A 15,959-nucleotide genomic window follows, 5' to 3' on the forward strand; every position below is an offset into this window, starting at 1 on the left:
TCACCATGGCCAGGATCACTCTCGACAAAGTCACCAAAAGCTGGGGCGACACCCGGGTTCTGCAACCGATGACGGTCTCCATCGAAGATGGTGAATTCGTCGCCGTTCTCGGTCCTTCCGGATGCGGAAAATCGACCACACTTTTCCTGCTGGCCGGGCTTTACGCGCCGAGCGGCGGTGAGATCGCCTTCGACGGCCACAATGTCAACCGCATCGACGCACGCGACCGCAATGTCGGCATCGTCTTTCAGTCCTATGCGCTTTATCCCAACCTGACGGTACGGCAGAACATCGCCTTTCCGCTGCGTTTCAAGAATGTGCCGCGCGAGGACGTGGCGCGGCGGGTGGAAGAGGCTGCGAGCCTGGTGCAGATCAGCGCGCTGCTCGACCGGCGGCCTTCGCAGCTTTCCGGCGGTCAGCAGCAGCGTGTCGCGCTGGCCCGGGCGCTGGTCAAGGAGCCGAATATCCTGCTTCTAGACGAGCCGCTCTCCAATCTCGACGCCACCCTGCGCATCGCCATGCGCGCCGAGCTGAAAAACATTCAGAAGCGTCTTGGCATCACGACGCTGATCGTCACCCATGACCAGATCGAAGCGATCACCATGGCGGACAGGATCATCTGCATGAACAACGGCTCTATCGCCCAGATCGGCACGCCCGATGATCTCTATCGCCGGCCCGACAATCTGTTCATCGCCGGTTTTATCGGTACTCCCCCGATGAATCTGCTGAAGGGGCAGGCGAAAGGCGAGCAGTTGCAGATTGGCGACGCCAGGTTCGACATCAATGCCCGTTGCGACGGCGAGATCACTTTCGGTTTGCGCCCGGAGGATATTACGCTCGTCAAATCCGCCGAAGCGCGGCTGGAAGGGCCGGTCACCACCGTCGAGCCGATGGGGCGTGAGGTGTTCTACACGATCGACACGTCCGCGGGCGTGATCCACGCGCTGGAATATGGCGAGACGATAAAGCACGCGCCGGGTGATCGGGTCGGCATCAGCTGCAGATCAGGCCTCACCCTCGTTTTTGATGCTACCGGCAATCGCATTGCCGGGCTGCACGCCGATCTTTCTCACAATTCGACCATTCCGGCGCGAGAGCCGGAGCCCGTAAATTGACAGGAAATTCCATGCCCAAAATCGTCTCCCATCGCGGCGCCAACAAGTTCGCGCCCGAAAATACCTTTGCCGCCGCCGATCTCGCCCTGCAGCAGGGCGCGGACTATATCGAGCTTGACGTGCGCGAGAGTGCGGATGGGGTGCTCTATGTCTTCCACGACGAAACGCTGGACCGTACCACCGATGGTAAGGGGCCGATCGGCCATGCCCTGTCGGGCGAGATCGATGCGCTGGATGCGGGCAGCTGGTTCGGGGAAGGTTTCAAAGGGGCGGTCGTGCCGCGTCTCGATGCCTATCTGCGCCATTTGCGAGGCCGCTGCGGTGTTTATGTCGAGCTGAAATATTGCGATCCCGTCAAGGTTGCCGCGCTGGTACGGGATCTCGGCATGGTGCGCGATACTTTCTTCTTTTCATTTTCGGAGGATATGCGCCGGGGCCTGCAGGCAGCCGCGCCTGAATTCCGCAAGATGATGTTGCTCGATATCGCCAAGTCTCCCTCGCTGGCGGCGGCCGTGCACCATGCCTCGATCATAGAGATCACGCCGGAGCAGATGCGGCGGCCGGGGCTTGTCGCGGCGTGCCGCAAGGCCGGTCTCGAAGTCATGGTTTATTATGGCGGGGATGACGTCGACCTTCATAATGAGATTGCATTGGCCGGGGTAGACTACGTCAATATCGACAGACCGGATTTGTTCGATACGGCGCGCTGCGCCCGTGCGGCGGCGTGAACTTGCATAATTTCTATCCCTGGAGATGATGACATGAGCAATCTTATTGGTACCGGTTTCAACGCCGGCTCCGACGACGGTGAACTGGCCACGCTTGAAAGTGATCTGCGCGCACTTGCGGATATTGGCTGCGATACCGTTGAAATCGCCGTGACGAGCCTCGATCTGATTGCGGGCGGCCGCATCATCGAGGAGCGCGCCGACCGTTTCGTGGCGCTCGCAAAGCAGTTCGATTTTCGTTACACCGTGCATGGCCTGGTTTCGTCCAATTTCATGGACCCGGTGACGTGCCGTTACCAGATCGATGCCGCCAAGGCGCTCGCTGTCCTTTGTAACCGTATCGGCGCGGGCATCCTGGTTCAGCATGGTGGTGCGTTGCGTGCCGACCAGATTGCCGAGCGGGCCGATGCCGACAGCCGTGAGCGGGAAGCGCTTTTCGAACTTGCGGAATTCTGCAAGCCCAATGGCGTGCGCGTTGCACTGGAGAACATCTTCACCACCGAACCGGGGCAATATCGCCAGACGCCGGCCGAAGTGGCGGCGACCGTTAAGGCCGTGGGTCACGATAATCTCGTGGCGCTGATCGATTTCAGCCATGCCTATCTCGAATCCACCTATCGTGGTCTCGATTTCCGCGAGCAGCTTCGCGCCATGGCTCCGGTCGCCGGCCACCTGCATGTGCACGATTCCTTCGGCCGGCCGCAGGGCTTCTACGAGGCCTATTTCACACAGGAAAATACAGCGCTCGGTATCGGCGACCTCCACATGCCGCTCGGCTGGGGTGATATTGAGTGGGCGAGCATCTTCTCGGAGCTCACCTTCCTGCCGGGTACGGTGCTGATGATGGAAATCAGCCGCCGTTACCGGGCCGAGCAGCCCGCAAGCCTCAAAACGGCGCAGCATCTGATGTCGCTGAACGCTGTAGGCACGCAGCTTGCGGCTGAATAAAGAACCTGAAAAAGACGCAGCCTCTGCAGGCTGATGTCTAAACGCCGGCAGTTCTGGACGCGACTGCCGGCGTTTTTGTCAGGCGGCCCAGTCTGAAAGTGAATAGGCCCTGATATAATCGATCATCATCTGTGAGCCGTCGCTGAAATCATTGGCTGACGGCGTTCCCGCCATGCCGCCGACGGCAAGATTGACGACCATATACATGGGGTCGTGCATATCATCAGGCGTATCCGTCTGCGCCACCGCGACATCGTCGAAATACCAGGTGATATGTTCGGCATCCCACAACACGCCGTAGGTGTGAAACCCTTCCGTGCTCGGCACGCTGACATTGTTGACGACCGATGTCTGTTCACCGGTGGCGTTCGAATGGGTGGACATGATCAGCGTGTTGGGATTCTGGCCGCGCATTTCAATGACATCGAGTTCCGGCGGCCAGGATCCGTCCTCCGGCAGAAGCCAGAAGGCTGGCCATGCGCCGCGGTCGGTCGGCATATCGGCGCGGATTTCGAAATATCCATAGGTCTGGCTGAAGGAGGAATAGGTGTTCAGCATGCCGGAGGTATAATCATAACCCTCGACTTCATCGGCGACTGATTGTGCCGTTTCCGCAGCGGTGATGGTGAGCACGCCGTTTTCGACGCTGAACGGGTTGACCTCTGACGTGCCGGCATAGGCAGGGTTGATATACCATTGCGCCTCGCCATTCGTCGTCAGGGAACTTCCCTTTTCCGGAGCCCACCAATATTTGGCATCCCAGGTTCCCTGATCGCCGCTACGCAGTGACAGTGCATCGAATTCATCGGCAAAGGTCTGGGTCAGGGATGACCGGTCGAGACTGAGTTCGAACTGGTTCGCCTGAAGGTCGTCGATGGTCGTTCCGGCAAGAACGACGGCTTCGCCATTCGAAAAATTCAGCCACAGATCGCTGCCTTGCTGCGTGGCATTGTTGACGAGCTGATCGAAGGATGTGATGCCGTAACCGTTAAGCCGGATCGTATCGTTGGCGCTGAAATCCATGATGAGATCGGTGCCGTTGCCGCTTGTGAAGACGAAAGTGTCGGCTCCACCGCCGCCGATCAGAACATCATTGCCAGCTCCGCCATCGATCGTCTGGCTGCCCGATCCACCGGTGATGATGTTATCGAGCGCGTTTCCGAAAGCGTAACGGCCATCACCCGTCACCCTGAGATTCTCAAAATTGTCGGGCAGGGTGTAGCTCATCCAGGTATCGATCGTATCGATGCCTTCCCCGGCATTTTCCACAGCGCGGTTGATGCTGGAATAGAGATAATAGATATCATCGCCCGTGCCGCCCGCCATCGTCACATTGACGGAACTATCGCCCCACATGGAATCGTTACCGCCGGTGCCGGTGAGCAGTGGGCCGGAACCCGTGGCGGAGAAAAATCCGGTGGAACTGTCGCTATAATAGAGCGTATCCCCAAGCGCATTCACTACTGTCCGGGCCATTGCCGTCTCCTGTTCGTTAGCGTTGGTGTCCTCACTCCTCCTGCAAGACAACCTAGCAGGGCAAAAAGCCTCCCGTTAGAGCCAGAAATGAGGGGTATGTTCCCTCTATGCGGGTTTCTTACGGTTGCGCTCTTGCTCCGTCGCGGGGAGCAATGGCAAAACTGGACTGGAGAGAGATGTCCAAGCGGCATTTCAACGACATTGGAGTGCCAGGATTGAGTGTAGCCTTTACCAAGGAAGACAGTGCCGAAACAGCAGCCGAGACGGTTCTGCCCGATCGGGTGATTTCGCCACATCCCAATCTGGTGACCGAGGCCGGACTGAAAGCGCTGGAACTGCAACTGCACGCCGCGCGTGAAGCTTGCGAAGCGGCCAACGCCATTGAGGACGTCAATGAAAGAAGGCGGGTTTCCGCCAGCCCCCTGCGCGATATCAGGTATTTCGCGGAGCGTCTCCGCACCGCCCAACTCATGCCGCACCCGCCTGCGGACGGCATCGTCGCCTTTGGCAGCCTGGTAACCTTCAGCCGCGATGACGGACGGACGCAACAATTCCGGATTGTCGGTGAAGACGAGGCCGATCCCGCTGCGGGATCGATGTCTTATGTTTCCCCCGTCGCCCGGGCGTTGATGGGTAAAGCGGCCGGTGATCTGGTCAGTTTGGGTGGGAAGGAAATTGAAATCATCGACGTGGCATAGTGCTTTGTATCCGGAAACGTAGACACATAAACAGCTTAGAGCGCATCCAGTTACGGTGAAACGTCGGACGCGCTCCAGATTTGTTTCGCGTATTTTCTGGGCGTACAGCCGCTACGCACTCTTCCTGGAAATGCTCTAGCCAAGCAGTTTGGAAAGATAGCGACCGTAACTGCTCTTTCCGTAGCCCTCCGCGAGTTTTCGCGTTTGATCTTCAGTTATGAAGCCCATGCGATAGGCAATTTCTTCTGGGCAGCAGATTTTGAAGCCCTGACGGCGTTCGAGTGTCGCTACGAATTCACTGGCTTCCAGAAGACTATCGGGTGTTCCGGTATCGAGCCAGGCGTAACCGCGGCCCATAAGTTCGACATTGAGCTTTCCACGGTCAAGATATTCACGGTTCACGTCGGTGATCTCCAATTCGCCTCGCGCCGACGGCTTCAGGTTAGCCGCGATGTCGATGACGTCATTGTCGTAAAAGTAGAGCCCGGTTACCGCCCAGTTGGATTTCGGTACGGCAGGCTTTTCCTCGATCGAAATTGCCTTCATGGAGCTATCAAACTCAACGACGCCATATCGATCTGGATCGTTAACCTGGTAGGCGAACACTGTTGCTCCGTCCAGGCGATAGGCCGCATCCTTGATCACGTCGCTTATACCATGGCCGTAGAAGATGTTATCACCCAGAATGAGACATGAGGGCGAGGAGCCTATGAAATCGGCGCCGATAACGAAGGCTTGGGCAAGGCCGTCGGGCGTCGGCTGCGCGGCGTAGGTCAATGAAATCCCGAGGCGTGAACCGTCCCCCAGAAGCGCCTGGAAGTTGGGCAGGTCGCGGGGTGTCGAGATTATCAATATGTCCTGGATGCCGGCCAACATTAGCGTCGACAGCGGATAAAAAATCATCGGTTTATCGTAGATCGGCATGAGTTGCTTCGAGAGGACCGAAGTCATCGGATGCAATCGTGTTCCGCTTCCGCCCGCAAGTATGATGCCCTTCATGCCGTGCTTTCTCCGTTTGTCTTGATAAGGTGACTTATGCTCGCAATTCGGCGATCAACCGTTCGACAATCTGAGCGGTCGAACTTTGCCAATTGGGTAAAACGATGCCGTGCAGATCCCGCAATCGCGAGCAATCGAGCCGCGAGTTCGCCGGACGTTTTGCAGGCGTGGGATAGTCGCTTGTTGCGATCCTCGTCACTGTCGCAAACGGACCGTTTTGCAAGCGGGCGTGGGAAAAAATCTCTTCGGCAAAGTCAGCCCAGCTTGCTGCACCGGATCCACTCATGTGGAAAGTGCCGCGGAGCCTGCGTGATTGATCCGATAGAAGATTGGAGGCCACTGTGAGTATGCCATCGGCGATATCGAGAGCTGAGGTCGGATTACCGATCTGATCGTCGACAACTGAAAGGTTTTCGCGCGTTTCCGCCAGCCGTAACATCGTCTTCAGAAAATTTTTGCCGAATGGGCTGTAAACCCAGGCAGTGCGAAGGATCACATGCTCGTCTGTTGCGGCGCGAACCGCTATTTCTCCAGCAAGCTTGGAGCGTCCATAAACCCCGACTGGAGCGACGGGATCGTCTTCCAAATACGGCGTGCTCTTTTGGCCGTCAAAAACATAGTCGGTGGAAATCTGGATGACTGGCACGCCAAGCCGATGGGCGGCCTTTGCAATCTCTCCTGCTGAGAGACTGTTGATGCGTGTGGCAAGTTCCTCTTCCGATTCTGCCTGATCAACCGCAGTATGCGCTGCCGCCGATACGATAATGTCTGGCGATGCCATTTCGATCGCTGCACCCACCGTTGAAGGATCGGCTAGGTCAAGTTGAGGGCGACCAAGGGCGACAATCTCGAAAGATCCGTTGAGCACAGCGCGTTCAGCCAGCGCCATTGCGATCTGTCCGTGTATTCCAGTCACAAGCAGCCGCTGGCTCATGACGCGACCTTGATCTGCTGTTCAATCAATCCGAGCCGTGTTCCAGAGTAATCTTGTCTCAGCGGCTCCCACCACCACTGATTGTCCAGGTACCATTTGACGGTCTTTTCGATGCCGGTGTCGAAATTCTCTTGCGCCGTCCATCCAAGCTCGACTTCGAGCTTGGTGGCGTCGATGGCATAACGAGCGTCGTGACCGGGGCGGTCGGTCACATAAGTTATCAGCCGTGCATGTGGCGCACCTGATGGATTAAACTCGTCCATCAACGCACAAATTCGCTCGACGACATCAATGTTGCGTCTCTCGTTTCGACCGCCCACATTATAGGTCTCGCCTATGCGGCCTTTCTCGGAGATGAGATCAAGCGCCCGGGCGTGGTCCTCGACATAGAGCCAGTCCCGAATATTGGCGCCAGTCCCGTATATTGGCAGCGCCTTTCCCGCCAGGGCGTTGAGGATCACGAGTGGGATGAGTTTTTCCGGGAAATGGTACGGGCCGTAGTTGTTGGAGCAGTTGGAGACGATGACCGGCAGACCATAGGTCCGGGCCCAGGCTTTCGCCAGATGATCGGAAGAGGCCTTGGATGCCGAGTAAGGCGAACTCGGATCGTAGGGGGTCTCCTCCGTGAAAAGACCTTCCTGTCCGAGCGAGCCGTAGACTTCGTCGGTGGAGACGTGCAGAAATCTGAATGGTTCTTTCTCGTCGGCCTTCAGGCTCGACCAAAAACGACGTGCATGCTCGAGCATATTGAATGTGCCCAACACATTGGTCTCGACAAAATCGCGCGCGCCGGTGATTGAGCGATCCACGTGGCTTTCAGCGGCAAGGTGCATGACACGCTGCGGACGGAAGCTTTCGAACGCATCAAGGATCGCCGAACTGTCGCATATATCCGCTTTCAAAAAATGGTGTCTGGGGTGATCGATAATCTTCTGAAGAGAGGCCAGTGTACCCGCATAGGTAAGCTTGTCGACCGTTAGAACCTCGTAGCCTTTGTCGAGCACCAGGTGACGAATAACAGCAGAACCTATGAAGCCGGCACCCCCGGTTACCAGAACACGCATATGGGCTACCCTTCCAATGAACCGATAGAACTCTGTGAATAGGTGAACACGGCGCCAAGCTCCGCCAGTGTAGGCTGGCGGCGGTCTTTGGCTGACAAGACCGCTTTGCCGCTGGCGATCGGCCAGTTTATGCCGATCTCGGGGTCGTCATATGCGAGACCGCGATCATGTTCGGGACTATAATATTCTGTGACCTTGTAACTGACTTTGGTATTCGCCTCGAGCGTGCAAAAGCCATGCGCGAAGCCTGCCGGAACCCAGAGCATTTGCCCATTGTCGGGGGTAAGTTCGGCCGTCACGTGGTGTCCGTAGGTAGGAGATCCGGTGCGGATATCGACCGCTACATCAAGGATGGCGCCAGTGACGCAGGAGACCAGTTTACCCTGCGCTTTGGGTTCCAGCTGGAAATGGAGTCCACGGATCGTACCTGCGTCCGCTGACAGGGATTGATTGTCCTGAACGAAGTCAAAATTTCCGACGGCTTCCTCGAACAGGCTCTTCCGGAAAGACTCCATAAAGTATCCGCGCTCATCCCCGAACTTCTTCGGCGTGATCAAAATCACGTCAGGTATATCCAGTCTTTCAAACTGCATTTTTCCATCTTCCGCTTGTTCTATCGACTTCAGAGATCAATAGACGTCGTTGTAAACACGTTAGTCGGCGGTTCTTCCGACCACCGTTTTTTGCGGCCGCTGCTGATGATGTTTGCAATTCCGGGAGAGCGAAACAGTGGCAAATGGAAGCGCCGCGCAAACAACAATAGGCTGCGGATATGTGCTCGGCCGGCGAAACTTAACGGGCTTGCTGCGCTTTGGCGCTGGTGATCATGGACAAGTGGAAGGCCTGGGAAATAGACCACACGACGGCCGCTCATCCAGGTGCGTGCGCACAGGTCTACGTCCTCCATATAGAGGAAGTAGTTTTCCTCCATGCCGCCGAGCCGATTAAACAGGTCGCGCCTTATGATGAAACCCGTACCCATCACCCATTCAGCATTGAATGGTTCGCCTCTATCGGTTTCGTCGAGCATGAGATGGCGATTTATACGGCTCTTCATCAATGGACGAAGTTGACCGAAGCGTCGGGTAGCGATGTCCAGTACCGAGTAGAAGCGTCGGGCGCCGTATTGCCGACTACCATCGGGATTGATCAAATCCAGACCCGCAATTCCGATGTCCGGCATGGCGTCCATGTGATCAAGTACAGGTGTTACGCTATCCATCTCGAAATAGGTGTCGGGATTGAGTATCAGCAAATAGTCCGCGTCTATTCCCGCAGCACCAAAATTAACACCGGCACCGAAACCGCCATTGACCAGTGATGCCTTGATCTCGATATCCGGCATGGCGGTTTGCATCAGGCGCATTGAATCGTCGCCCGAGCAATTCTCGACGACAGTAATATTTTCAGCCTTGGCGATACCCCGTTCCCGTATCGAACCGACGCTGCGGATCGTCAATTCTGGCGTACGGAAATTGACAAGGATGACGTGAAGTCTCTGTCGTTTGGCCATAATATTCACCATGTTTCCGAATTACCGCCTAGATGGCAGCCCCCTTCACTATTTCCCAAAGGTGTCGAGCCGATACGCCCCAATCGAAATCTTCCCGTCTCTTGCGGCCGCTCGTGATAAGGTGTTGCCGGAAGGCTTCGTCAGAGGTGATCCGATCAAGCCCTTCCCTGATCTCTTCCACGGACTGTGGATCCACCAGAAGCGCGCCCCCGCCTGCGACTTCCGGCATGGCCGAAACATCTGAGGTTATGACCGGTACCCCACACGCATATGCCTCGACGATTGGAAGTCCGAAGCCCTCGAACAGCGAGACATAGGCGACTGCGAGTGCCCCTCTGTAGAGTGAAGGGATCTGCTCGGATGGCAGTCGGCCCGTGAAAATCAAATTCCGGTCGATGCCAAGCTCGGTGGCCAGCGCCTGAAGCTCATTATTGGGGTTTCCGGTCAGAACCAGTCTTATTCCCCGGCCGGGCAGGCTGGAGGTTGCATAGGCTCGCACGAGCCTGTCCAGGTTCTTGTAGCTGCGGTGATTGCCGCCGTAGAAGATGTAAGGGTAGCCGGGGCTGTGTCTCAGCCCGTCTTCGCGGAACATCTGTTCAGTGCCATTATAGACAAGATGGACTTTGTCTGAAGGCATTCCAGACCAGTCCATGAACTCCTGTCTTGTATATTCCGAAACACAAATAACTGCCGCGCAGCGTCGGTACAGCGGCCTATAGATCAGGTCATAATAAGCGCGCTTGGTTTTGCCGTAGAAACGGCGATGGGTGAGATCGTGCACAACGACCACCGATGGAAGTTTAGTAACTAGCGGTGGTACGAAGCCCGCGCTGAAAAACACGCCTTTGCCGCCACGTCCGGCAAGCGAGTGACTGATAGAGAGCGGCGACAAGGGCGAACCTATCTGTCCGCGCACCTTAACATCGACTATGCGCAGGTCGGCCGGAAGCCGTGCCTCAATTTCGGTCTGCACCTTTCCGATGCCCGTTTCTTCAGGCCACCGCCGGTCTGCAAAAACAGTCGTGGTGGGCGCATATGTGTCACCACTTCTCAGACGCACGTTAAGGGTTCCTTGGTTGTTGCCCTGGCGCGCGCGCCTGAGCTGCTGTGCTGATGGAGGTTTGCTTCATGGCAAGCGTAGTTGACCGTCGAATGATCGATTTCAGGAAAGCCATCGGAAGAATCTACCCGCAGACCGGGGGCTGTTTTCTGTTGTGGAACAACAGATGCGCTCCATCCGGCATAGCGACCACTTAACAGGGACGGTGCGGCCCCAATCACTTTCGCGCAGCCAAACGGCTCTCTTGCCGACAACACGGTGTCCGCAATCATGGCAATGAAATGTTTGGGCTGTAATGTGGTCAAACCAATACCATCCCGTTAGAGCCGTTTTCGAGAGTTAGTGATTACGCTGTGTTTGCCGGTTAGGATCGTCGGCCCAGCCGCGCAGGCGCTCGCGAAACGCGCTGGCACGATAACGCGCTTGCCCCAGCTGTCCTTTGGCGAGGGCGGCCATGGCGCCAATGAGCGGACGGCCCGCCATATAGGTGATGAACCAGAGCGGATACGCCTCCATGCGCATTACTCGCCCAAAGCCTCGGTTATAAAGGCGCCCACGTTTCATCGCGACGTCGTCAAAAATCGCCAGCGGTTCGGGATGCATGATGCGCAGACCCGGATCATAAAAACCCTTTGCACCGTCGCGCAGTGCGCGTAGCAATAGTTCCGTTTCTTCGCCAGCACCCCATACCGTGCCAGAACCAACGCCAAGATCTTCGTTGAACCGGCCTGCTTTTTTGAGGGTCGGCACGCGGTAGAACGTTGTGTAGGAGGTTTGGCTGGTCCAGATATTGAAGCGATTGATGACATGCGGCACCATCCCCCAACGGCCTTGCGAAGGCACGCCGGCAGGAGTGATGCTCATGCCCGTGTAGACACCTAGGTCGCCGTCATCGAGGAATGCGGAGCTTACCCGTTTTAAGGTATCCGTCAGATAGATGCAGTCGTCGTCTGGAAAGGCGACGATATCGCCGGTAACGTGTTCAAGCCCTAGATTGCGGCCGCGAGAAAGCCCTTTGCGGCTGTCCCGGATATAAAGAACCGGAAGACTGCCTTCAAAGCGCTTCACGACCTCCTCGGTACCGTCATCAGAACTTTGATCAACGACAATGATCTGAGTTGCTGGTACCGACTGGATTTTTAGGGATTCCAAAAGCTCGCCGATTTGTCGAGGGCGATGCATTGTGGACGTCACAAGTGAAATGTTCAAAAGTAACCCTATCAAACAATGTATTTTTCTAAAAAAGATAAAAGTAAAAAAAGCAGGCAGATATGAATTTAGCCGTAGTCTATCAATTCATTTCGCTATCGCAAGGTGAAGTTTTGCAGTGCATGAAAATTTTGAAATATGTTTAATTACGAAGTGCCTTAATCAAAGAGCCTTCCGCCTTACCGATCTTATGAACTGCACGACCATCCCACGTTCGGAGGGCAGGAGACAAAACGCGATATAAACAAGCGATCCGAACAGAAGGAAGGATTTCAGGGCGTTGTAATATTCCAGATCGCGTCCCAGTAACTCAAACAGTGAAACTGGTAAAAGACAGGGCATGGCGAGGGTGAAATTCTTCCAGTAGACCGTCACTCTATTTGCAGCCCAGTAAAGAATGATCCCGTCGAGCATGGTGCGAAAAACCCACGCGCCAGCAGCGCCAATTACGCCAGCCTTGGCAACGGCGAAGTATAGAAGTGGAACGAAAACAACAAACTCGATCGCATATGCAAGGGTCGGCACGTGAGCCTTGCCGCGTGACTGGAAGAATGCGAGGGGCATGAATGTCATTGCGTAGAACCAGAACCCAGCCATGAGTATGGTGCCCGGAGGGACGGCCTGGTCAGCTATTTCTCTGCCAACCCAAAGGTCCAGAAAAGGCTTAAGAAAGATTAAGCCGCAGACGGTAATCGGGGTGATGGTAAGAAACATCACACGACTTCCGAATTCAAGTATCTGCCGAGCTTCTTCATCGTGTTTGGCTGCGGCGAAGCGCGGGAATAATACCGAGAACCAGCTATATGGGATGAGCGTGACCCGAATGATTACATTATACGGCAAGCTATATATGGCAACCGCGTGCAGGGAGGAAACTGCACCGATAACAAACCGGTCCATGGTTAGCATAAGCTGGTTCATGACGCCGGAGACCATCGTCCAGCCGCCGAAGCTGAGCATGGGGCGGACATCGGAGATACTAAAACGCGGCACTCGCGCTTCTTTTGACAATGACAGGCAGTAAGCAAAGAGCAGAATAACGCCTCCGACCCTTCCCAGAAGAGCGCCCACCGCGAGCCACGGAAGTTCGACCGAAACCAGCCACCCCGCCAGAAGCGGAGCAGTCTGAAACAAAATTGTGCCTGCCGACTGGGCGATATTGAGTTTTCCGAATTGTTCCCGTCCCTGAAGGTATCCAGTCAGCACCGAGGAAATGGTCACGAATGGCAAAATAGCCACAAGTGTCAGGAGTGCCGTTCCAATTTCGCCACTTAAGTCAGCGCTCACGGAAAAGATGCGGTCGAAGAAGAAACGGCTGATGCAATAAGCGAGAAATGCACCCGCTAGTCCGCCAAGGGTGCTAAGTGCAAGGCCGGTCCAAAAAAAATCCGCCCGTCGGTGCTCGTCACTTTCGCGAGCGACCGCACTCGCTACGGTTCGCCCGAAACCAAAGTCAAAGATGCCGAGATATCCGAGCAGCAGCCAAATGAGAGATAATACGCCGAAACGCTCCAGGCCGACCAAATGAAGGTAAAATGGTGTGACGATCAACGTCACCGCCATCGGCACGAGGCCGCCTGCCAGGTTGGCTGAAAGGCCAAATATCAGTCTTGAGCTCATGGTCCCTCCGAGAGCTCAAGCCGATGTAACTAACGGCGACCCTGAGAGCCACTTGGAATGATATCGATGGAGTTTCCGATATTTGTTGTTGCGATCATCAAAATATATCGGCTTGGAAAGCAGTGATGACAAAATCATACCGTGTAAGCGGTCGGTCCTGACACTTTCAAACTTCTGGAAATGTTCGACGCCATTGCCGATGACGCGATCCCGCAAAACATACCATGCCTTATAGCTGGGAGCTGATCGCGGAACGGGATTGAGGCGCCGCCAAGCACAAAATACCTTGTATAATACCCTGTCGCGAGAAGATTGGGTGTCATCCCAATCGAAACCACCTTTGGCGCCAGCTTGACTGCTCCCCCCCTCCAAGTCGATGCGTGTTTGTTGGAGCTCGCCAGTTCCGATCGTGTAAGGGAATGGAAAAAACGCCGCGTTTTCCCAAAGCTCATGTGCCATATCGGGCAATATCTCACCCGGTACCCCACTGGCAGCCAGAAATTCAAGCGATTCCTGGTCCCGCACGAATATTGTCAGGTTGCCATGCCTGCCGCACAATTTGGCGGCTTCGTCGTATTTTCTTCGGTCGCCAAATTGAATCGATTGGGGAAACACGATGGCTTTAACGCCACTATATCGCTCCAACAGGGCTTCACGGAGCTTTTGATGATGCGGCCATACATCTCCGAAACTCCCACCCCCATGGAATACCAGAACCGCACCGCCGGCGATATCCGCATCAAGTTGAGGGAGGCGTCTTCCTAGAATGAATTTATCGGATTCGTAATAATATTTGCCAAGATCTCCGATTGCATAGCGACTTACGACATTAATTCCATTTCGAGAAAAAAATGCTTCGGTGCCAATATTAATCAGCAGGTCTCCTGTATTGAAATGTGCGGGGTAGTCAATGTATGCAACCTTCGCCCCTGTTCCGATACATTCGTTAATTTGCGAAAACTTTGATTTGAGGTCCCGCATTACAGCAGCGTGCGCTTCTAGCTCACTGTGAATTGGTGCCAACATGGCTTATAATCCGCTTTGTAAGAATTTAAGAAATAAAATAAATATGGAACTGCTTCTCGCATATGCGAAATAAATCGCTTTGACCAGACAAATTTGCGATTGGTGGCCGACCGAAAATTCCCCTGTTCGCAGAATTTGCAGATATTCACGGACAACATTAACGACTTCGAGAAATAACCAATCAAGTGATACTGCGACGTCCAAATTGACGATTGCCTATTCTTGGGCCCCCATAGCGGGATGCGCCGCGGAGTGAGGGCAAACCCCCGACATTACGGGAGTTTCTCCGCTCTATGCTTGTATTCGCGACTGAATTCATTCGTTGCGTTGATACTTTCCGCGATTTTCCTCGCTCTTTGAAGTGCAAGTCGCTGGAACTTGTCCTGCGATACTAAAAATCCCATGAAAAAATAGACCAGTTCGGACTGGTGTAGTGGGTTAAGCAACGACAAGGCTGCAATTGGCGCCAACACCCTGGTTGCAGAGTTTCCCACTCCGGCAAAGATCACCAACCACATCGCAAAACCGAAAGGTCCGGCAATTAGCCAGAGATCAAGCGGGACCGAGAATACCGAGTTTGTGCCTTCTCCCAGCCCTCTTACCTGAATCCAGGTGTTGGAGAAAAACGCCTCCACAAATCCCAGCCCGTAACCAAACGGATTGGCGCGCAGCAGATCGAGGCTGACAGTGAATGCAAGTCCCCGTTCTTCCTCCAGTTTGACCGCCAATCTGTCGCCGGTGAGCTCTTCCGAAAAAATGGACAGATAAAACATTGCGCCGATGATAACCGGCAGGATCTTTATCCACAAAGGCAGCCTTGATTGCAGGAGAAACACGATTCCAGCAGCTATGAACGTCGTCTTTGAGCCGGATAGAAGCATGACAACAATGTTAAGACCGAAGAACAGCAAGAAGCCTCGATTTGAGCGATCCTTCAGGAGCAATACATAGGAGAGAAGGAGAAAATAGACCGCCAGCCAATTACGCTCCTTGAACGTTCCATGGAGCGCACCCTGCCCAAAGCTGATTTCCTCATAGATCACGGGTATATGCAGCGTCTGCGCTGCATATTGAAAAATCAGGAAGATAAATAGGAAGCCGTACGCCAATGGCAGCGAACGGTCACCGAAGTGCCATCCCAACCATTTTCCCACCACATAAAACGCCGGATAAAAAAGGACAAATTTAACGAGCTGATCCATTTCCTTTATGCGCGTGTAATCCTGCATGAAGGTTAGAGCCAGCGTAAAATAGACGAATGCCGCATAGGCGATAAGTTCTGTTCCCGATAGTCGTGGCCGTTCATAAAACAGCATCACCACCAGCGCGATTAACACCCAGAGATGTGCGGGTTGTGCAATGGAAAGCTTCACTGCCTGCAGCGGCAATAAAAGCAGGCCGCCGACCAGAATTATCTCCAGAAGAAGCATTCGTCGCTTGGGGATCGCATCTTTTCGTGGCAAAGACCAAGGCTGGCTGTAGGTGGTATTCACCCATAAATTCCTTCAAAAATGGGGCATTTTCGTATCGCTAAATGTTTAGGCAATAAGTGAACAGAGCGGAGCA

Annotated in this window: 16 protein-coding genes; 4 read left to right on the forward strand and 12 right to left on the reverse strand. The window is 54.7% G+C overall.

Annotated elements, in window-relative coordinates:
- Positions 1-5 precede the first annotated feature (5 nt).
- Genes AKG12_RS16045 through AKG12_RS16055 form a run of 3 tightly spaced genes read left to right on the forward strand, consistent with a single transcriptional unit; the run spans position 6 to position 2,794 of the window.
- Positions 6-1,118 carry an ABC transporter ATP-binding protein gene (locus AKG12_RS16045; RefSeq protein ID WP_052819601.1) on the forward strand — a complete coding sequence of 371 codons (1,113 nt, stop codon included), beginning with the start codon at positions 6-8 and terminating at the stop codon, positions 1,116-1,118.
- An 11-nt stretch (positions 1,119-1,129) separates the two neighbouring features.
- Positions 1,130-1,846, forward strand: a complete 717-nt coding sequence (locus tag AKG12_RS16050; protein WP_052819603.1) for a glycerophosphodiester phosphodiesterase family protein — start codon at positions 1,130-1,132, stop codon at positions 1,844-1,846.
- A gap of 33 nt (positions 1,847-1,879) precedes the next feature.
- A complete protein-coding gene (locus tag AKG12_RS16055; RefSeq protein WP_052819605.1) occupies positions 1,880-2,794 on the forward strand; it encodes a TIM barrel protein in 915 nt (304 codons plus the stop codon).
- A 78-nt stretch (positions 2,795-2,872) separates the two neighbouring features.
- Here AKG12_RS16055 and eglC read toward each other — a convergent pair whose 3' ends face one another.
- Positions 2,873-4,270 carry an endo-1,3-1,4-beta-glycanase EglC gene (gene eglC, locus AKG12_RS16060; protein ID WP_052819607.1) on the reverse strand — a complete coding sequence of 466 codons (1,398 nt, stop codon included), beginning with the start codon at positions 4,268-4,270 and terminating at the stop codon, positions 2,873-2,875.
- 215 nt (positions 4,271-4,485) lie between these two features.
- Here eglC and greA point away from each other — a divergent pair, with 215 nt between their 5' ends.
- Positions 4,486-4,968 carry a transcription elongation factor GreA gene (gene greA, locus AKG12_RS16065; RefSeq protein WP_052819695.1) on the forward strand — a complete coding sequence of 161 codons (483 nt, stop codon included), beginning with the start codon at positions 4,486-4,488 and terminating at the stop codon, positions 4,966-4,968.
- A 135-nt stretch (positions 4,969-5,103) separates the two neighbouring features.
- Here the strand turns inward: greA and rfbA are convergent, their stop codons facing one another.
- The 11 genes from rfbA to AKG12_RS16115 form a co-directional block, all read right to left on the reverse strand.
- The gene (rfbA, locus tag AKG12_RS16070) at positions 5,104-5,967 is read right to left on the reverse strand and encodes a glucose-1-phosphate thymidylyltransferase RfbA (RefSeq protein ID WP_046799787.1); all 864 of its coding nucleotides are present in this window, start codon (positions 5,965-5,967) and stop codon (positions 5,104-5,106) included.
- Between the two features lie 34 nt (positions 5,968-6,001).
- On the reverse strand, positions 6,002-6,901 hold the full coding sequence (gene rfbD / locus AKG12_RS16075; protein ID WP_046799786.1) for a dTDP-4-dehydrorhamnose reductase: 900 nt from the start codon (positions 6,899-6,901) through the stop codon (positions 6,002-6,004).
- On the reverse strand, positions 6,898-7,965 hold the full coding sequence (gene rfbB / locus AKG12_RS16080) for a dTDP-glucose 4,6-dehydratase (RefSeq protein ID WP_052819609.1): 1,068 nt from the start codon (positions 7,963-7,965) through the stop codon (positions 6,898-6,900). The genes rfbD and rfbB overlap by 4 nt, the downstream gene beginning before the upstream one ends.
- Before the next feature lie 5 nt (positions 7,966-7,970).
- Positions 7,971-8,558 carry a dTDP-4-dehydrorhamnose 3,5-epimerase gene (rfbC, locus tag AKG12_RS16085; protein WP_052819610.1) on the reverse strand — a complete coding sequence of 196 codons (588 nt, stop codon included), beginning with the start codon at positions 8,556-8,558 and terminating at the stop codon, positions 7,971-7,973.
- Between the two features lie 29 nt (positions 8,559-8,587).
- Positions 8,588-9,478 (reverse strand): glycosyltransferase family 2 protein, encoded by an 891-nt coding sequence (locus AKG12_RS16090; RefSeq protein ID WP_046800016.1) that lies wholly within the window; start codon positions 9,476-9,478, stop codon positions 8,588-8,590.
- Between the two features lie 28 nt (positions 9,479-9,506).
- Positions 9,507-10,451, reverse strand: a complete 945-nt coding sequence (locus AKG12_RS16095; protein ID WP_052819611.1) for a glycosyltransferase family 4 protein — start codon at positions 10,449-10,451, stop codon at positions 9,507-9,509.
- A 77-nt stretch (positions 10,452-10,528) separates the two neighbouring features.
- Positions 10,529-10,843 carry a hypothetical protein gene (locus tag AKG12_RS30285; RefSeq protein WP_156316063.1) on the reverse strand — a complete coding sequence of 105 codons (315 nt, stop codon included), beginning with the start codon at positions 10,841-10,843 and terminating at the stop codon, positions 10,529-10,531.
- Between the two features lie 34 nt (positions 10,844-10,877).
- A complete protein-coding gene (locus AKG12_RS16100) occupies positions 10,878-11,747 on the reverse strand; it encodes a glycosyltransferase family 2 protein (RefSeq protein WP_156316064.1) in 870 nt (289 codons plus the stop codon).
- A gap of 162 nt (positions 11,748-11,909) precedes the next feature.
- Entirely contained in the window at positions 11,910-13,367 is a 1,458-nt protein-coding gene (locus tag AKG12_RS16105) for a flippase (RefSeq protein WP_052819613.1), read from the reverse strand.
- A gap of 15 nt (positions 13,368-13,382) precedes the next feature.
- Positions 13,383-14,393, reverse strand: a complete 1,011-nt coding sequence (locus tag AKG12_RS29425) for a polysaccharide pyruvyl transferase family protein (RefSeq protein ID WP_082178884.1) — start codon at positions 14,391-14,393, stop codon at positions 13,383-13,385.
- 272 nt (positions 14,394-14,665) lie between these two features.
- A complete protein-coding gene (locus tag AKG12_RS16115; RefSeq protein ID WP_156316065.1) occupies positions 14,666-15,886 on the reverse strand; it encodes an O-antigen ligase family protein in 1,221 nt (406 codons plus the stop codon).
- Between the last annotated feature and the right edge of the window lie 73 nt (positions 15,887-15,959).

The organism is Agrobacterium sp. SUL3 (genome assembly GCF_001263295.1).
GTDB classification, from domain to species: Bacteria; Pseudomonadota; Alphaproteobacteria; order Rhizobiales; family Rhizobiaceae; genus Agrobacterium; species Agrobacterium tomkonis.

What these genes read in the sequence shown, in the direction of transcription:
- AKG12_RS16045 (WP_052819601.1), top strand. Translation starts at nt 6, where the DNA reads ATGGCCAGGATCACTCTCGACAAAGTCACCAAAAGCTGGGGCGACACC.
- AKG12_RS16050 (WP_052819603.1), top strand. Translation starts at nt 1,130, where the DNA reads ATGCCCAAAATCGTCTCCCATCGCGGCGCCAACAAGTTCGCGCCCGAA.
- AKG12_RS16055 (WP_052819605.1), top strand. Translation starts at nt 1,880, where the DNA reads ATGAGCAATCTTATTGGTACCGGTTTCAACGCCGGCTCCGACGACGGT.
- eglC (WP_052819607.1), bottom strand. Translation starts at nt 4,270, where the DNA reads ATGGCCCGGACAGTAGTGAATGCGCTTGGGGATACGCTCTATTATAGC.
- rfbA (WP_046799787.1), bottom strand. Translation starts at nt 5,967, where the DNA reads ATGAAGGGCATCATACTTGCGGGCGGAAGCGGAACACGATTGCATCCG.
- rfbD (WP_046799786.1), bottom strand. Translation starts at nt 6,901, where the DNA reads ATGAGCCAGCGGCTGCTTGTGACTGGAATACACGGACAGATCGCAATG.
- rfbB (WP_052819609.1), bottom strand. Translation starts at nt 7,965, where the DNA reads ATGCGTGTTCTGGTAACCGGGGGTGCCGGCTTCATAGGTTCTGCTGTT.
- rfbC (WP_052819610.1), bottom strand. Translation starts at nt 8,558, where the DNA reads ATGCAGTTTGAAAGACTGGATATACCTGACGTGATTTTGATCACGCCG.
- AKG12_RS16090 (WP_046800016.1), bottom strand. Translation starts at nt 9,478, where the DNA reads ATGGCCAAACGACAGAGACTTCACGTCATCCTTGTCAATTTCCGTACG.
- AKG12_RS16105 (WP_052819613.1), bottom strand. Translation starts at nt 13,367, where the DNA reads ATGAGCTCAAGACTGATATTTGGCCTTTCAGCCAACCTGGCAGGCGGC.
- AKG12_RS29425 (WP_082178884.1), bottom strand. Translation starts at nt 14,393, where the DNA reads ATGTTGGCACCAATTCACAGTGAGCTAGAAGCGCACGCTGCTGTAATG.